The sequence below is a fragment of the Nocardia sp. NPDC046763 genome (assembly GCF_040645495.1).
Lineage (GTDB): Bacteria > Actinomycetota > Actinomycetes > Mycobacteriales > Mycobacteriaceae > Nocardia.
Genome location: NZ_JBEYYI010000023.1, coordinates 1 through 15,818, shown reverse-complemented (window position 1 = coordinate 15,818; position 15,818 = coordinate 1). Strand labels below are relative to the sequence as shown.

The 15,818-nt window shown below is 69.3% G+C and carries 16 protein-coding genes and 1 riboswitch; of the genes, 2 read left to right on the top strand and 14 right to left on the bottom strand.

Annotation, left to right across the window (positions count from 1 at the left end; all coding sequences use genetic code 11):
* Positions 1-9: 9 nt before the first annotated feature.
* The 9 genes from ABZ909_RS30625 to ABZ909_RS30585 form a co-directional block, all read right to left on the bottom strand.
* Positions 10-858 (bottom strand): alpha/beta fold hydrolase, encoded by an 849-nt coding sequence (locus ABZ909_RS30625; protein WP_357006382.1) that lies wholly within the window; start codon positions 856-858, stop codon positions 10-12.
* An 89-nt stretch (positions 859-947) separates the two neighbouring features.
* The gene (locus ABZ909_RS30620; protein WP_245550798.1) at positions 948-1,580 is read right to left on the bottom strand and encodes a TetR/AcrR family transcriptional regulator; all 633 of its coding nucleotides are present in this window, start codon (positions 1,578-1,580) and stop codon (positions 948-950) included.
* A gap of 711 nt (positions 1,581-2,291) precedes the next feature.
* Complete coding sequence (locus ABZ909_RS30615) at positions 2,292-2,897, bottom strand: peroxidase-related enzyme (protein WP_357006375.1); 606 nt, start codon at positions 2,895-2,897, stop codon at positions 2,292-2,294.
* Entirely contained in the window at positions 2,890-3,453 is a 564-nt protein-coding gene (locus tag ABZ909_RS30610) for a hypothetical protein (RefSeq protein ID WP_357006372.1), read from the bottom strand. Before ABZ909_RS30610 ends, ABZ909_RS30615 begins: the two co-directional genes overlap by 8 nt.
* Positions 3,450-4,466, bottom strand: coding sequence for a putative FMN-dependent luciferase-like monooxygenase (locus ABZ909_RS30605; RefSeq protein WP_357006369.1), 1,017 nt, complete (start codon positions 4,464-4,466; stop codon positions 3,450-3,452). Before ABZ909_RS30605 ends, ABZ909_RS30610 begins: the two co-directional genes overlap by 4 nt.
* Positions 4,463-5,212: an ABC transporter ATP-binding protein gene (locus ABZ909_RS30600; protein WP_357006366.1), complete on the bottom strand. Its 750-nt coding sequence runs from the start codon at positions 5,210-5,212 to the stop codon at positions 4,463-4,465. The genes ABZ909_RS30605 and ABZ909_RS30600 overlap by 4 nt, the downstream gene beginning before the upstream one ends.
* Positions 5,205-6,074, bottom strand: a complete 870-nt coding sequence (locus ABZ909_RS30595) for an ABC transporter ATP-binding protein (RefSeq protein ID WP_357006363.1) — start codon at positions 6,072-6,074, stop codon at positions 5,205-5,207. Before ABZ909_RS30595 ends, ABZ909_RS30600 begins: the two co-directional genes overlap by 8 nt.
* A complete protein-coding gene (locus tag ABZ909_RS30590; protein ID WP_357006360.1) occupies positions 6,055-7,890 on the bottom strand; it encodes an ABC transporter permease in 1,836 nt (611 codons plus the stop codon). Before ABZ909_RS30590 ends, ABZ909_RS30595 begins: the two co-directional genes overlap by 20 nt.
* Complete coding sequence (locus ABZ909_RS30585) at positions 7,891-9,051, bottom strand: ABC transporter substrate-binding protein (protein WP_357006357.1); 1,161 nt, start codon at positions 9,049-9,051, stop codon at positions 7,891-7,893.
* Between the two features lie 163 nt (positions 9,052-9,214).
* A riboswitch (SAM riboswitch) is annotated at positions 9,215-9,330 on the bottom strand.
* Between the two features lie 91 nt (positions 9,331-9,421).
* Between ABZ909_RS30585 and ABZ909_RS30580 the strand changes: the two genes are divergently transcribed.
* The gene (locus ABZ909_RS30580; RefSeq protein WP_357006354.1) at positions 9,422-9,904 is read left to right on the top strand and encodes a TIGR00725 family protein; all 483 of its coding nucleotides are present in this window, start codon (positions 9,422-9,424) and stop codon (positions 9,902-9,904) included.
* Positions 9,905-9,956: 52 nt separating this feature from the next.
* Here the strand turns inward: ABZ909_RS30580 and ABZ909_RS30575 are convergent, their stop codons facing one another.
* On the bottom strand, positions 9,957-10,595 hold the full coding sequence (locus ABZ909_RS30575; protein WP_357006351.1) for an HAD family hydrolase: 639 nt from the start codon (positions 10,593-10,595) through the stop codon (positions 9,957-9,959).
* 275 nt (positions 10,596-10,870) lie between these two features.
* On the opposite strand from ABZ909_RS30575, the gene ABZ909_RS30570 reads away from it, so the two are divergent.
* Positions 10,871-11,719 carry a GNAT family N-acetyltransferase gene (locus ABZ909_RS30570; protein WP_357006349.1) on the top strand — a complete coding sequence of 283 codons (849 nt, stop codon included), beginning with the start codon at positions 10,871-10,873 and terminating at the stop codon, positions 11,717-11,719.
* 20 nt (positions 11,720-11,739) lie between these two features.
* On the opposite strand, the gene ABZ909_RS30565 is transcribed toward ABZ909_RS30570, so the two are convergent.
* From ABZ909_RS30565 to ABZ909_RS30550, 4 genes are all read right to left on the bottom strand, one after another.
* Positions 11,740-12,222 (bottom strand): MarR family transcriptional regulator, encoded by a 483-nt coding sequence (locus ABZ909_RS30565; protein ID WP_357006347.1) that lies wholly within the window; start codon positions 12,220-12,222, stop codon positions 11,740-11,742.
* A complete protein-coding gene (locus tag ABZ909_RS30560; protein WP_357006344.1) occupies positions 12,215-12,640 on the bottom strand; it encodes an SRPBCC family protein in 426 nt (141 codons plus the stop codon). The genes ABZ909_RS30565 and ABZ909_RS30560 overlap by 8 nt, the downstream gene beginning before the upstream one ends.
* 152 nt (positions 12,641-12,792) lie before the next feature.
* Positions 12,793-14,826, bottom strand: a complete 2,034-nt coding sequence (gene fusA / locus ABZ909_RS30555) for an elongation factor G (RefSeq protein WP_357006341.1) — start codon at positions 14,824-14,826, stop codon at positions 12,793-12,795.
* Positions 14,827-15,111: 285 nt separating this feature from the next.
* Positions 15,112-15,459 (bottom strand): YrdB family protein, encoded by a 348-nt coding sequence (locus ABZ909_RS30550; RefSeq protein WP_357006338.1) that lies wholly within the window; start codon positions 15,457-15,459, stop codon positions 15,112-15,114.
* Between the last annotated feature and the right edge of the window lie 359 nt (positions 15,460-15,818).

The window sequence follows — 15,818 nt, the reverse complement described above, 5'->3', positions numbered from 1 at the left end:
GCCCGCGAATCAGCGGTCCCGGAGCCACTTTTCGACATGGTCGAGGGTGGACTCGGGATCGCTGATCCAGCCGTTGTGCCCGAGCGGGTCCGGATTGTGCCAGGTGGTGATGTCGGCCTCGGACAGCTTGGCGAGCAGCTGCCGCGCCGACCCGCGCGGGGTCAGCTCGTCGCCGGTCATGGTGATCGACAGGACCGGCAATTTCAACCGCCCGATGCGCTCCTCGTAGTCGATATCGGCTCCGGCGGGCTGGAATCGGCCGGTGCGGGCCAAGCGCGCCCAGTCGGCGATGAGCGCCTTCGACTGCCGTCCGAAGCCGCCCGCGGTGATGGTGTCGCCGGGCCAGAACCCGGCCAGATTGGCGGTCAGTGACAGCGCCGCGCTGCCCAGCGCGGCCATGCCCGTGTAGCCGCGGAAATGCGGCGTGCCCGAGGCGATGAGGATCAATCCGCCCAGCCGCCCGCGGATCCGGGAGGCGTACATGACGCCGAGCTGGCCACCCATGCTGTGCCCCAGCAAGTACGGCGTGCTGCCGGGGAACCGCTCGCGGACCACCTCGAACATGGCGGGGAAGTCGACGGCCACGAGTTCCTGATAGCCGTGGGTGCTCGGGACGCCGGGTTTCGGCCTGCTCTCGCCGTTTCCGCGGATCTCCAGCAGCGCCACATCGAAACCCCGGTCCGCCAATGGCTTCCCGAACAGTGAGTAGTACTCCCCCGGAACACCCAGGCCCGGCGCGATCACCACCACCGGCCGGGGGCTGTCGGCCGTAATCGGATGCCGGTGCGGGCCTTTCGCCGGTATCAAGCGCACCGGTACCGTGGTCCCGTCGGGCATCTGGATGGGCACGGTCTCCATGATCGGCACGCTACCCGCAAAGGTCGCGCCCGTCCGCGAGGCAGCGGACGGGCGCGAAATCGAGTCGGTTGACGGAGGTTCGGGCCGGGTCAGGCGCTGACGGCGCCCATGATGATGCGGCGTAGCACCCGGATCACGTCGTCGAGCGGCTGGCGCGGTTCCGAACCGCTCCAGGCGTCCACCACGTAGTTCACGGCGCCGATGATGGCGAGCACTCGCATTTCGTAGTCACCGGGCGGGATTTCACCGTGCAGGGCGGCATCCTCGGCGGCGCTGGCCAGCAGCGCGCCCCAGGCGCGCCGCAGTTCCAGGCGGAACTTCTCCACCTTGGGTCCCGCCCCGACGACTTCGACGAGCGCGACCCTGGCCTTGCGCGGATCGCGCCCGATGGACTCGATATAGGCGCGTACGGCGGCGTCGATGATGTCGATGGCGCTGGCGTCGGAGTGCTCGGCGATGGTGGCCGCCACGGCTTCCCGGGATTCGCGATCGATCTGCTCGTAGAGCTCGAGCAGGAGCGATTCGCGTCCGGTGAACTCCTCGTAGAACTGTCTCGAGGAGAGACCGGCGTCCTTGCAGATGGCTCCGACAGAACTATTGGCGTATCCATCGCGCGCGAACACCGTGAGCCCGGACTCCAGAAAACGCGCACGACGCTGCCGCTGCCGGTCTTCTACGGGCTGCCCGGCGTACATTCTTCCCGCGTTCGTTTCCTGTGACATTGCGCCAGACAATACCGAAGGGCCCGATCCCCTCGTCATGGATCGGGCCCTTCGTTTGAACCTTCGACTTACCGCGCGATAGCCGAAAGATGGCTCAGTGACTTCGGGCCGGGCGGCGCACCCGGAACGGTGGGTATAGGCAGGGGAACCGTCCCGGGTTCGGGACGCGGGTCCGGGGGGAGAGACTCGCGGCCCGATGTCGCATTGACCCGAAAGTCACTGATCGTTTGCCGTTCAACACGATACAGAGCAGCCGTACTGGACGGAATACTTTTCTAGGATCTTTTTAGTATTAATTTGTCGGATCCTCTAGATGCCCGGCCGGACCAGCGCGGGAGCACCCGGTGCGAGCGGAGTACCCGGTGCGCCACCCACCGACACCGGGCACGAAACCCGTCGACACGGACATAAAAAGGGCCCGATCCCCCCGTCGGAGATCGAGCCCTTCCACATCACCCCGGCTTCCGCGCAGTAGCCGAAAGATGGCGCTCGCGTGGCTACTTGGCGGAAACGCTCGAAGAGCCGGTTGCCAGCAGCTTGAAAATGGTCTGAACGAGAACATCCGAAAGGAAGTTCGCCATGGTGGTGCTCCGATCCGCCGGGGTGCCAGCGCCTTCACTGACTGTTTGCCCTCGGCACGATACCGATCCGGCGCCCACGCAGGGAAGATTTCCCATGAACTTTCTAGAATTTTTTTGAGAAAGCCCTAGATTAGGCCGGAACCTCCGGCTCGCCCAGAGTGAGCATGAGCCGGTTGGCCCACGAGAACGAGGCGGCGGACAGCACCAGATCGTGCAGCTCGGCGGAGTCGAAACCCAGCTCTCGCAGCCGCTTCAGATGATCGGCGGACGCGCGCGGCGGATTGGCGGCCAGCGCGTCCACGAAATCGATCACGGCGTCCCATCTTTCGTCGATCCGCACCTCATTGCCCTCGTCCAGCAAACGCTGCACATCCGCGACACGCTTGGACAGCGCAGAAGTGAAACGTGAATGAACGGATGCGCAGTACTCACACCCGTTGTGCCGGGAGGTAACGGTCGCCGCGAGTTCGCGCTCGGCGCGGATCAATCCCCCTCGACCGTAGAAGATCGCTCGGTCATTCGCGCTGCGCTGCGCCAGCACCTCGGCATTGCGCGCGAGTAGCCGGAAGTAGGGGCCGACGCCCCGGTCACCCTCGAGCAGGGGGCGCTGCAACTCATCGGCATCGGCCAGCACGATGGGTTCCACCCACGGCACCCAGTCCAGCTGCTCCTGGGTGAATCCCCTTGGCCGCCGCGATGTCTCCACACCGCGCACCTCGCGCCCGGACTCACTCATCATCCGCTCCGATCAATCGCAGCCCGGCCAGCAGCCGGACCTGGAAGTGCACGAACCCGATGAGCTGCGCCACCGTCACGATGTCGCGTTCGGACAGGCCGGCCACGGCCAGCGCGTCGATGTCCGCGCGGGCGATGGACGCCGGCGCGGACGTCACCCGGGCGGCGTGTCGCAGGATGGCCGCCAGCACCGGATCGCCCTCCGCCGGGGTGGTTCCCAGCGCCGCGTAGTGCGCCGCCAGCTCCGGCGCGCCGGCCAGCTCGGCGACGGCGACCGCCGCCGCGATCAGCCGCTCCCGTCCGACGCTCGCGGTGGCCGGGCCGTCGAGCAGCGCCTCGAAGACCCCCTGCGAATGTTGGATTACCTCCGGGCGTGTCGCGCGCACGGCGCGCACCGATTCGGCCCGCGCACCCAGCACGGCATCGATGACATCGGCGCGGCGGCCCCCTGCACCGCCGCGCGAGCCGGCCGGGTCGGCGGCATCGGAAACACTCTCTCCGGCCACTTCCGTTGCGGCAGGCGGCGTGTCGTCGTAGGCGGGGGGTGCCTCGGTCACCGGGTGGTCCTTTCGTCGGGTCGCCAACCCAGTTGCGGCGCGACCTTGGTGGCGATGAGTTCGATGGAGCGCAGGGTGGCGGCGTGACCCGGGTCGACCGGATGCGCCTGCACGATGAAGTCGGTGGCATGCCGCAGCGCCGCGTCCTCCGACAGTTGCGCCACCACCTCGTCCGGGGTGCCGACGTAGATGTCGCGCAGCACCTCGCCGACGGATTCCGCCACTTCGGGTCCGCCGTTGCGGCCGAGCCGATTCAGGAACCGGGCCGCGCCGCGCTCGGCGAGGGCGACCGCCTCGTCGTGGTCGTCGGCCACGAAAACGCCCCGGGACGCGCCGATTCGCGGTTCGACGCCCGCGGGCAGCGCGTCGAGGTAGGCGTCGACCAGCGGTTGCTGGATCTGCCAGAGGGTGGCGGCCGGCGCGGCCGGATCACGCGGCTGGGCCTTCGACAGCAGCAGTCCGTCACCGGCCCGCCCGGCCCGGGCCGAGCCCCCGGCCGAGAAGGTGGCCTGCCACAGGCGGCGACGCAACCCGGCGGCGGGCGGGTTCAACCCGCGGTCACCGACCAGCGGCACACCGTCCAGGGCCGCGGTCACCCGCGCCAGCTTGCTGGCGTACACCAGCTGCCGATCCGCGCCGGCCAGGTCGAACAGGTCGAAGGCGTGCCGCGACCCGCCCGCGCCGAAGCCCAGCTCGAGCCGCCCGCCCGACAGCTCGTCCAGTACCGCCGCGTCCTCGGCGACCCGGATCGGATCCTCCAGGGCCAGGGTCACGATCGCGGTCCCGAAGCGGATGCGCGGGAAGCGGGCGGCCGCGTGGGCGAGAAACACGAACGGGGACGGCAGCCCGCCCTCGGCCGGATCCAGGTGATGCTGCGCCACCCAGGCGGTGTCGTAGCCGAGCCGTTCGGCCAGCCCGATCTGCTCGAGGGCCTGCCGGTACACCCTGCCCGCGTCCTCCGCCGGATCGGAGCGGACCAGGCGGGTGAAGAAGCCGAGCCGTTGCGGGGTCATGTGGTCACCTTTCCGAGGTAGGCGTCGCGCACCGCCGGATCGCCGACGAGTTCCGCAGCCGGGCCGTGCAGCACGATCCGCCCGCTGCGCAGCACATTGGCGGTGTGCGCGATGCTCAGTGCCAGCTCCGCCTGCTGCTCGACGATCAGGATGGCCAGGCCCAGCTCCCGATTGAGCCGGGCGATCTCCTCCAGTACCCGATCCACGAACAGTGGCGACAATCCCATGGTGGGCTCGTCCATGCAGATGAGGCGCGGTTTGCTCATGAGCGCGCGGGCGAAGGCCAGCATCTGTTGCTCGCCGCCGGAGAGCGTGCCCGCCCGCTGGGCGCGCCGCTCGGCCAGGCGCGGGAAGTGGTCGAACAGCTCGGCGGCGCGGGCGGCCAGTACCGCGCGGCGCTCCCTGCGGATGTAGCCGCCGACGAAGAGGTTCTCCTCGACGGTCATGGCCGGGAAGACGCGCCGGGCCTCCGGGACCGAGGCCAGCCCCGCCCGGATGCGCGCCGACGGGGGCGTCGTACTCACGTCCGTGCCGTCGACGCGCACCGTGCCGGAGGACGGTTTCAGCAGGCCGAGCGCGGTTTTCATGGTGGTCGACTTGCCCGAGGCATTGCCGCCCAACAGCGAGACGATCTCGCCGGGCCGCACCCGCAGGGAGACCTCGTCGAGTGCCCGGGACGAGCCGTAGTGCACCACCACTCGGTCGAATTCGAGGATCGGCGTGGCGTTCTCGTCGAACTCAGACATCCGCGCCGACCTTGCCGCCGGCCCGGCTGCGCCCGAGGTAGGCCTCGATGACGCGCGGATCCGCCAGCACCTCGGCGGGCGTGCCCTGGGCGATGATGCGCCCCTCGTCGAGCACGAGTACCCGGTCGGACAGTTCGTGGACCAGGTCCATCTTGTGTTCGACCAGCAGCACCGTCTGGCCCTGGGCCTTCAATTCGGCCAGCTGTCTGCCGATTTCGGCGGTCTCGGTCTGGTTCATACCGGCGGCGGGCTCGTCGAGCAGCAGCAGGCCGGGTTCCGCGGCGAGCGCCCGCGCGATCTCGGTGCGGCGGCGATTGGCGTAGGACAGGGTGTAGGTCGGATGGTCGGCGCGCGGCGCCAGGCGTTCGGGGAACCGTGCGAGCTGGGCGTCGATGCGTGCGGCCGACGCCCGCCGCTCGGCCCGCGCCGCCGGTGTCGGCACCAGCGCCACCCCCAGCTCGGCGAGCAGCGAAATCCATTTCAGCACCGGCACATTCGCCAGCATGCACAGTGGCCGTGCGGCGCGCAGCGTGGGCTGCAGGCCCACATCGACGTTCTCGCGGACGGTCATATTGCCGAACACGCGGCCGTTCTGGAAGGTCCGTGCGATCCCCGCCGCGGCAGCCGCCTCCGGGCGACCCGGGCGAATCCTGGTGCCGTGCACCAGGACTGCCCCGGCATCCGGCTTCAGCACACCGGAGATCAGATTGACCGTCGTCGACTTCCCGGACCCGTTGGGCCCGATGATCGAGACGAATTCACCGGGCGCGACGGAGAATTCGACCCCGTCCACGGCCCGCACACCGCCGAACGAGCGTCGCAGACCGGTGACCGTGAGCACGTCAGGCGTTGATCGGGACACGATTCCTCCTCACCAGAATTCCCTGCGGCCGGAACCGCACCACCAGCAGCAATACCAAGCCGTACAACACGATTCGCCACGATGGCGCCAGCCGCAGCAGCTCCGGCACCCCGATCAGCACCACCGCGCCCAGCACTGCGCCGTACGGCGAGGCGGTGCCGCCCAGCACCAGGATGGTCACCACCAGCAGCGACATGGGCAGGTTGAAGACCGTCGGGTCGATGTAGGAGTACTGGTGGGCCAGTAGCGCGCCGCCGATGCCGGAGAAGAACGCCGCCACCGCGAAGGCCAGCGCCTTGTAGTCGCGCACCGGCACCCCCGCCGAGCGGGCGGCCACTTCGTCGGCTCCGATGGCCCGGATGGCGATCCCCAGCCGGGACCGCTGCACGCCGACGATGACCGCCAGCACGATGGCCAGCACCACCAGCTCCAGCCGGAAAATCTGGGTGTGCGTGGTGAATTCGTATCCGAACAGGCTGGGCGCGGGGATCCCGAAGATGCCGTAGCTGCCGCGCGTCACCGACTCCCAGTTGCGGATGATCGCCACCGTCACGATGCCGATGCCCAGCGTCGCGATGGCCACATAGTGCCCGCCCAGCCGCCACAGCGGCGCGGCCAGCACCGACGAGGCCACGGCCGCGACGAGGCCCGCGGCCACGATGGCGGGCAGGAAGGCCCAGCCGTGCGACACCGTCAGCACCGCGGAGGTGTACGCGCCGATGGCGATGGGACCCGCCTGCCCGATGGCCAGCTGTCCCGCCGACCCGGCCACCAGCGTCATGGAGACCGCGATGATGGCGTAGGCCAGGATCTGGGTGCCCACCGAGATGCCGTAGTCGTCCACGATCAGCGGAATCGCCACGCCCGCAACGGCGAACGCGATCAGCGCATGCCACCAGCGCACCCGTGGTTCCCGCCCCGACCCGAGGAAGGTGCCGGTCATGGGCTCGTATTCGATAGCCGGCGGCCGGGCGAGCAGGCCGCCGGGCCGCAGCACCAGGAAGATCACCAGCAGGCCGAAGGTGATCAGATCCCGGTAGCCGTCACCGAACCAGTAGATGCCGAACGCCTCCACCAGCCCGAGCACGAAACCGCCGAGGACCGCGCCCGGAATCGACCCCAGCCCGCCGATGGTGGCGGCCACGAATCCGGTCATGCCGACGATGCCGCCGCTGGTCGGCGAGATGTTCGAGTTGTAGAGGCCGACGAAGATGCCCGCCAGCCCGCCCAGTCCGGAGGCGATGGCGAAGGCCAGCGACTGCACCCGGCCCACGCCGATGCCCATCTGTGCGGCGGCGTCCGGGTCCTGCGCGGTGGCGCGAATGGCCAGGCCGTGGCGGCTGTAGCGCAGGAAGGCCCACAGTCCCGCCATCACCGTGAGGGTGAGGGCGAACATGACCACATCGGAGGTGCCGAACCGCACCCCGCCGACCCGGAAGTTGTTGGTGGGCAATACCTGGGGGAAGGGCCGGGTGTCGGGCCCGAACACCAGGGCGACCACGTTCTCGATGATCAGCCCGACCGCCACCGTCGCCAGCAGCGCGGCAATGGCCGGGGCTCGCCGCAGCGGCCGCACCGCCAGGATGTCGATGGCGACACCGACCAGCGCCGTCGCCGCCACCACGATGACCAGTGCGGCCCACCAGGGCACGCTGTGCTGGGCGATCAGCCACCAGCCCAGCACCGAACCGAACGCGAAGATCGAGCCGTGTGCGAAGTTGATGACATTGCTGACCCCGAAGATGAGGGTGATGCCCACGGCGATGAGCGCGTACGCATTACCGTGCACCAGACCCGCGATGAGCGTGTCGAACATCTATTTGGCGCTTCCGACCGGCACGAATTTGCCGCTGCGCAGCTCCAGCTCGATCGGCTTCACGCCGCTGGGCCGCCGCGTCTGCTGATCGAATGCGAAGGTGCCCAGGCCGATTCCGTCGAAGTCCTTGATCTCGCGCAGGCCCTTCAGCACGCCCTCTCGGGTGGCGCCGCCGGTCTTGGCGGCCTTCACCAGCACGTTCAGCGCGTCGTAGGCGTAGACGTTGAAATCGCCTGGATCGGTGTCGAACTTGGCGCGGAACTTGGTGACGAAGCTCTGGATCTTCGGGCTCGGATCCGACGGCGTGAAGACACCGTTGACGATGTCGCCCTCGGCCGCCGCGCCCGCCAGATCGATGAACTGCGGGGTGTTCTGGCCGGCGAAGAGTTGCCCGGTGAACCCGACATCACGCAGCTGCTTGACCACGAGCGCGCCGTCCGGGCCGTAGCCGAGGTGCACGAAGGCGTCCGGGTTGGCGTCGCGGCCCTTGATCAGCACCGGCCGGAAGTCCTGCGAATCCGGCAGGATGGCCGAGGAGTAGGCGATCTCGATGCCCTTCTCCTTGGCGAACTGCTCGAAGAATTTGAAAGCCTGCTTGCCCCAGTCCGTTTCGAGGTAGACGACGGAGACCCTCTTCGCCTTCGACCGCACCCACTCGGCATTGCGCTCCATGTACACATCCAGCGTGATGGAGGGGCTCCACGAGTAGTCGCCTGCCTTGGTGAAATCCACCGAGGAGTTCGTGAACCCGTACTGCACCAGCTTGCCGCGGTTGTACACCGGCGAGGCCGCGATGGAGGCGGGCGAGGAGAAGTCGCCGAGCTCGGCGATGATGGACTTGTCGCCCACGAACTTGGTGGCGATCGGCACCGTCTGCTTCGGATCCGACTGCGAATCCTCCCATTTCAGCGCGACCTTCTTGCCGTCGATCCCACCCGCCGCATTGATCTCGTCCAGGGCCAGGTCGAAGCCCTGCTGCCAGAGCCGCCCGTACTCGGCCGACCCGCCCGTCTTCGGGCCCGACACCCCGAAATACACGGTGTCCGACTTGCTGTCCGACGACCCGTTCCCGCACGCCGACAGGAGCCCCGCCACCACGGTCGCCGCCGCCACACCGACCAACACCCGGAATCCACGCGACCCGGACCAGTTCCTGCTCATTACTACCTCTGTACTCGCGCACCGACGCCTCGTCGGGGCATAGGGACTCGGCCGCGACCGCCGAAGGCGTACGGTGCGGGAAAGAGAATCGCCCGCATGGAATTCGGGCGCTGGGCCTCAGCCGTTGGCCGGGCGGCATCCAGACATGGACCTGTGCTCCTTCGACTAGCGCTTGCGGGCCCGCGTGGACCCCGCCTGGTCGTCACCCGGGGCACCCCACCGCCGCGCGAGGGTTGCCGATCAGCGAGCCGGGGCTCGAACATGCTGATACTCGTGACCGTGGGCACAAAGGTAGCCGCGGCCACCGCACGCCGACACCATTCGAATCACCCTGATGCCAACGACCCATCCACCGACGAGAGGAAAGCCCTTGCCACCCCTGCAAATTGCCGTCTGCGGCCCCAGCACCTGTACCGGCACCGAGTCCACCGCCGCCCGCGAGGTGGGCCGCCTGCTCGCCGCGGCGGGTGCGACCGTGCTGTGCGGCGGCGGCCCGGGTGTGATGACCGCCGTCGCCGAGGGCGCCTCCAGCGCAGGCGGACTCGTCCTCGGCATCCGCCCCGACAGCGACCGTGACGCGGCCTGCCCGGGCCTGTCCGCGGCGATCTATACGAATATGGGCGAGGCCCGCAATGCCATCCTGGTGGCCTCGGCCGACGCGGTCATCGTCGTCGGCGGCTCGTGGGGCACCCTGTCCGAGCTGGCGCTGGCGCACCACCGCGGCATTCCCGTCGTATCACTGCACGGCTGGCAGGTACGCGACGCCGACGGCCACGCGGTCGACGCCTCGACCCCCGCCCTCGACCCCGCCCACGCCGTGGCCCTCGCGCTCGCCCCGCCGATCTATCCGTGAACGCGTGAACCGCGCCCGGCCGGTGCGCCGAGAACGGTTGCGAATCAACCGGTTACGCGGCTAGGTGGGCGGCCAGCCAGACCGGGAACGCGGTCAGATCGTCGAGCACCACATCCGCGCCCGCGGCCGACAGCTCCTCGGCCGCATAGGGCCCGGTGGTCACCGCCACCGACACCGCCTCGGCCACCTTGGCCGCCCGCACATCGCCGAGATGATCCCCCACATAGATCGAGGCCCCACGCTCCCGCAGCACCTCGCCCTTCTCCTCCGCCCAGGCCCCGCCGACCAATTCGTCGACCGCCAGCCCGAGATGATCGAGATGCAACTGCGCGTGCGGCCCGTTCTTCGCCGTGATCACCAGCACCCGCCCACCGGCCCGATGCACCGCCGCCAGCGCATCGACCACCCCCGGCAGATGCTCCGACGCGTGCACCGCCAGATCCGGATACAACTCCCGGTACATCGCGACGATCCCAGGCACCTCGTGCTCCGGAAACCACTGCGCCGCCTCATGGGCCAGCGGCGGCCCGAGCCGTGACACCACCAATTCCGAATCGATCGCCACCCCGGTCCTCGCAGCCACCGCGTCCCACACCGCCGCAATCCCCGGCCGCGAATCGATCAGCGTCATATCCAGGTCGAACCCGACCACCAGCCCACCGGCGACTGCACCCGAACGATCAACACGCACCCCCAGACCCTACGACCAACCCCACCGCACCCGAGCACGGCCACACCCGACCACAGTCGCGCCCGCTCAGGACCGTGCGCGACGCGATACCCACCGGCCGCGCCAAACCCGAACGGTGAAGCCCGGCCGCTGAGGCGGTCCGCACCACCCGTGCTCCCCGGCGCTACGGCATTTCGGGGATCCGGCAGGCTGTGTCGTGACAACCCGCGCCGCAGGCTCGGCCGGGACGGAAATTCGCGGGCATTCCCGCTGCGGCCCGGATTAGGCTCGGGCGCATGCCAAGCGATCAGGGAACGCTTTTCTGTGGGATGGAGCTGGCGGCGCGGATCGAGCGGGTCGAAGCGGAGCTCATTGCGAAGGGCAGTGCGGCGGCCGCGGACCGGCTGGGAGTCGATGCGGGGTTCGTTCTACCGGTGGCGGGCGGGGTGGCGGCCTTCGCCGAGGAGGGGTCGCCGCTGAACAAGGTGGCCGGGCTCGGATTCGCGGGGCGGCCCGAGGCGTCGGAACTCGACGAGATCGAGCGGTCGTTCGCGGCACGGAAGACGCCGGTGCAGGCCGAGTTCTCGCAGCTCGGCGATCCGGGTGTCGGTGAACTCCTCACCGGGCGCGGGTATCGACTGGTGTCGTTCGAGAACGTGCTCGGGCTGGAGCTCGGCGGCGAACGTGCCGCGGTGGTCGCCGACGGTGTCGACGTGAAACCCAGTGGCGAGGACGAGTTCGACGCCTGGCTGGAGGTGGTCGCGGAGGGTTTCGCGCATCCCGATACCCAGGGTGTGGCGTCGCACGAGGAATTTCCGGCCGACGTCATCGCCCGGGCCATGCGGGATCTCACCGGTGCCGCGGGGGTGCGGCGATATCTGGCCCGGCGTGACGGGCGGGTGGCGGGCGGGGCGAGCCTGCGCATGTCCCAGGGCGTCGCCCAACTGACCGGCGCGGCAACCGATCCCGCGCATCGGCGGCACGGGGTGCAGTCATCGCTGCTGTCGGTGCGCCTCGCCGAGGCGACCGCGGCGGGCTGCGATATCGCGGTGGTGACCACCCAGCCCGGCTCGAAGTCCCAGCAGAATGTGCAACGGCTGGGCTTCGGGCTGCTCTACACGCGGGCGATCCTCGTCAAGCCCTGATCAGCCCGGTCATGTCCTGATCAGCCCGGCAGCCGGTGTGCGGCAATCGGTTTCAGGTGTTCGCGCAGCAGGTCGCCATCGTCGCCGAAGAGCTGGGCGTCGGTGTCGACGGCGGTCTGCACGCCCTGGCTCACCTGTTCCCGTCCGGCGGAGGTCAATTCGATGCGCAGGACCCGGGCGTCGGCCGGATCGGCGCGGCGGAGGAGCAGGCCGCGCTCCTCCAGCCCCCGAATCACCTTGGACGCCATCATCCGATCCGAGCCGGACATGTCGGCCACCTGCTGCTGGGTCGGCAGCTCGCCTTCCCGGCTCAGCCAGCCCGCCGAGGCCAGCAGGTTGAACTGGGTGGGGGTGAGGCCGAGCGGGCGCAGATTGCGCTCCAGCGTCGCCCGCCACTCCAGCGCCGCGTGATGCAACCAGAAGCCCGGACTCATCAGCGGGCCCCGCGGCACGCCACGCGCCTGCCGCGAAGTTCCCGGCGCCCGCCCCGATGATTCAGCCACGCCGTAGCGCCTCCTGTTCCAGTGCCGCGAAGGTCAGCGGCATGTCCGCACGCATGGCCTTCTCCCAGACGAGTTTGAACAAGGGCCCGAACAACCCGTGCACCTCGACATTCTCGGCCACCCGCACGGTGCCGTCGCCGAGGGCCTCATAGGTGCGGTGGCCGCGCAGCTTGCCGAACGGAATACCCGCCTCACTGGTCCACGACTGTCCCGGCTCCACGGCGACGATGGTGAACGGTCCCGCCGGCGCCCCCTTCGGCTTGACCCACCCGGTGGTCCCGGCCGCGAACTCGCCGTCGATGCGGGACTTCTCCTCGTGCGGGTCCCATTCGGACCAGCGGGCCACATCGGTGGCGACCGCCCAGATCTTGTCGATGTCGCCGGTGATCACGGCCTCTTCGGTGAACGAGTACATCATGACTGCCATCTCCCCTCGGGAAATTCTGTTGTTGCGACAACAGTAACCGTAGTCGCGACAACAATCAACCCACACCGGTGATTCGATGGCCGCCAGCGGTGCCCGATGACGGACGGCATCGATATGCCGCCGCCACCGGGCACCGGTCGCCCTTACGGCGCGAGCGCGTAGCCCAGCGGGCGCGTGGTGAACGTGCCCCGGCCCTGTGTGCGACTGCGCAAACGGGTTGCGTAGCCGAATAATTCGGCCAGCGGCACCGTGGCCGTCACCACCACGACGCCGGGGCGGGCGACCGAACCGGTCACCCGGCCGCGCCGGGCCGCGAGGTCACCGAGCACCGCGCCGACATGATCCTCCAGCACGGTCACGGTCAGCTCCACCAGCGGCTCCAGCAATGCCATGGCGCTGGCGCGCAGGGCTTCCCGCAGCCCCAGACGGCCCGCGGTGCGGAACGCCAGCTCCGACGAATCCTTCGAATGCGTCGCGCCATCGGTGAGCGTGACCCGGACCCCGGTGACCGGATGACCCGCGAGCGGACCCTCCGCCAGGGCGTCCCGGCAGCCGGCCGCCACCGCACGGACGAACTCCGCCGGCACCCGGCCGCCGACCACCGTCGACTCGAACTCGAATCCCGTTGCCACGGGCTCGGATTCGCGCAGCGGCTGCACATCGAGCACGATGTGTGCCCACTGCCCGGCCCCGCCGTCCTGCTTGGCGTGCCGGTAGGTCAGGCCCCGGACGCCGCGCACCACGGTCTCCCGGTACGCCACCTGCGGCCTGCCCACGGTCACGCTGAGCCCGCGGTCGCGGCGCAGCTTCTCCACCACGACCTCGAGGTGCAGTTCGCCCAGTCCGGCCAGCAGGGTCTGCCCGGTCTCCGGGTCGGTCCGCACCGTCAGGGACGGGTCCTCCTCGGCCAGCCGGGCCAGGGCCGCCGCCAGCTTCTCGGTGTCCGCGCTGGTCCGCGCCTCGACCGCCACCGACATCACCGGCTCGGTGGGAGCCGGAGGTTCCAGCAGCGCCGGGGCGTCCGGCGCGCACAGGGTCGCGCCGACCCGCACCGCCTTCGGGCCGACCAACGCGACGATGTCGCCCGCCACCGCGGCCTCGACCTCCGCGTGCCGGTCCGCCTGCACCCGCAGGATGCGCGCGACCCGCTCGCGTCGACCGCCGCCCACGTCCAGCACGGTGTCGCCCTTCCGCAGGATGCCCGAGTAGACGCGCACGAAGGTGAGCCGCCCGGTCGGCGTGGCATGCACCTTGAAGGCCAGTGCCACACACGGTTCCGCCGGATCCGCGGCGCGGACGTCCTCACCGGCCCCGACCGCGGGCCGGTCCAGTGGAGACGGCAGATATGCGACCACCGCGTCGAGCAGCGGCTCGATGCCGATATCGCGATAGGCCGCGCCGCACAGCACCGGCACCACCTCACCGGAAAGGGTGAGCTCCCGCAGCGCGGCGGCCAGGGTCTCGGCGGACAGGCCGGAACGTTCGACGAACTCCTCCAGCGCCGCCGAATTCCGCTCCGCCACCGCCTCTTCCAGCTCGCGTCGGCGTTGCGCAACCTCGTCCGCGAGGCGATCCGGAACCGGGCCCGCCATCAGACCGTCCTCCCACGTGAGGGCACGCAGGTGAACCAGATCCACCACGCCGGCGAACACGTCGCCGGTGTACACCGGCAGCTGGACGAGCACCGGAACCGGATGCAGCCGTTCGCGAATCGAGGCGACCGCGGCCGTCAGGTCGGCTCCGGCGCGATCCATCTTGTTGACGAACGCGATCCGGGGCACGCCGTAGCGGTCGGCGCGCCGCCATACCGATTCGCTCTGCGGCTCGACACCCGCCACGGCGTCGAAAACCGCTACCGCGCCGTCCAATACCCGCAGGGACCGCTCGACCTCATCGGAGAAGTCGACGTGGCCCGGGGTGTCGATGACGGTGAGCCGGTGCCCGGCCCACTCGCAGCTCACGGCCGCCGCGAAGATGGTGATGCCCCGATCCCGTTCCTGCGGATCGAAATCGGTGACGGTGGTGCCGTCGTGTACCTCGCCGCGCCTGTGGGTGATCCCGGTGAGAAACAGCATCCGCTCGGTCACCGTGGTCTTCCCGGCATCCACATGCGCGAGAATTCCGAGATTCCGAACGACTGCCAAAGTTTGTCGAGAAATATTGGTACGCACGGTCATACGTCCTTCGTGCTGATCCGGAACAGAACAGCGCGATTCCCCCGGACAGGGCAGACGCCCCGGGGGTACTCAGTACCGGCCGCGCAGCCGGCACCGAGCCGGCGAAGACACCAGGATCACCTCGAATCGCGGACGGGCCACGACGACCTCGCGATGAACGCGCATGATCGGCCCCTTCCTGCTCTCCAGTCCGGCGGAACCTCCCGCTCCGCCGTGCGACCGTAACAGTGCAACGTTGTCGGTGTCGCGTGAATTTCCCAGGGGCCCAGTCGAGCTCGTCCGCTGCTACATCGACAGGTGCCCGACATGGATCACCGCCAGATTCGCGACGACCAGGGCCGGGAAGGCGATCGCGGCCGTTCGATGCCCCAGCTGCCAGAGCCCGGCGGCCGCGCCGCCGAACACCACGACCTTGGTCGCCACCGCCACCACGGGGATCGCGAAACTCGCCTGCGGCGCGGCGAACATGCCCCACAGCACCATGGCCGTCAGGGCGACTCCGCCACCCAGTAGCACCTTGGCGATCCGGTTGCGACCGGTGCGCACACCCCAGTAGGCCAGGGCGCCCACGGCGACGAGTTCCAGCACGAAGGCGAGGGTCAGGTTGACGGCTGTCCAGGCGGTGGTGATCATGACTACTCCGAGATCGATGCTCTCAATTGAGACCAATGATCTCCCGCCGAAAGCGTCGGGTCAAGAGCAGTGCTCTCGCTTTGTGATCGGGGGCGGAAATGCCAAGGGCCCCCGGCACTGTGCCGGGGGCCCTTGAACGGCGAGGAGAACGAAGTACGGCTGATCACCAGCTCGCCCAGAACCCAACTCACCCAGGCATCTTCGCAACCTTCAATGCCCCGGCCAGCGAATTACTCGCCGACCAAGGAGTACCCAGAAAACGCGGAAGGCCCCGACCAAATGGTCGGGGCCTTCGCGAAGGATGTTCCGGCGGTGTCCTACTCTCCCACACCCTGTCGAGTGCAGTACCATCGGCGCAG

Excerpts from the sequence above, each read along its gene's own strand:
- ABZ909_RS30550 (WP_357006338.1), bottom strand. The coding sequence starts at position 15,459 with ATGATCACCACCGCCTGGACAGCCGTCAACCTGACCCTCGCCTTCGTG.
- ABZ909_RS30600 (WP_357006366.1), bottom strand. The coding sequence starts at position 5,212 with ATGTCTGAGTTCGACGAGAACGCCACGCCGATCCTCGAATTCGACCGA.
- ABZ909_RS30560 (WP_357006344.1), bottom strand. The coding sequence starts at position 12,640 with ATGATGTACTCGTTCACCGAAGAGGCCGTGATCACCGGCGACATCGAC.
- ABZ909_RS30625 (WP_357006382.1), bottom strand. The coding sequence starts at position 858 with ATGGAGACCGTGCCCATCCAGATGCCCGACGGGACCACGGTACCGGTG.
- ABZ909_RS30605 (WP_357006369.1), bottom strand. The coding sequence starts at position 4,466 with ATGACCCCGCAACGGCTCGGCTTCTTCACCCGCCTGGTCCGCTCCGAT.
- ABZ909_RS30590 (WP_357006360.1), bottom strand. The coding sequence starts at position 7,890 with ATGTTCGACACGCTCATCGCGGGTCTGGTGCACGGTAATGCGTACGCG.
- ABZ909_RS30620 (WP_245550798.1), bottom strand. The coding sequence starts at position 1,580 with ATGTCACAGGAAACGAACGCGGGAAGAATGTACGCCGGGCAGCCCGTA.
- ABZ909_RS30615 (WP_357006375.1), bottom strand. The coding sequence starts at position 2,897 with ATGAGTGAGTCCGGGCGCGAGGTGCGCGGTGTGGAGACATCGCGGCGG.
- fusA (WP_357006341.1), bottom strand. The coding sequence starts at position 14,826 with ATGACCGTGCGTACCAATATTTCTCGACAAACTTTGGCAGTCGTTCGG.
- ABZ909_RS30570 (WP_357006349.1), top strand. The coding sequence starts at position 10,871 with ATGCCAAGCGATCAGGGAACGCTTTTCTGTGGGATGGAGCTGGCGGCG.
- ABZ909_RS30585 (WP_357006357.1), bottom strand. The coding sequence starts at position 9,051 with ATGAGCAGGAACTGGTCCGGGTCGCGTGGATTCCGGGTGTTGGTCGGT.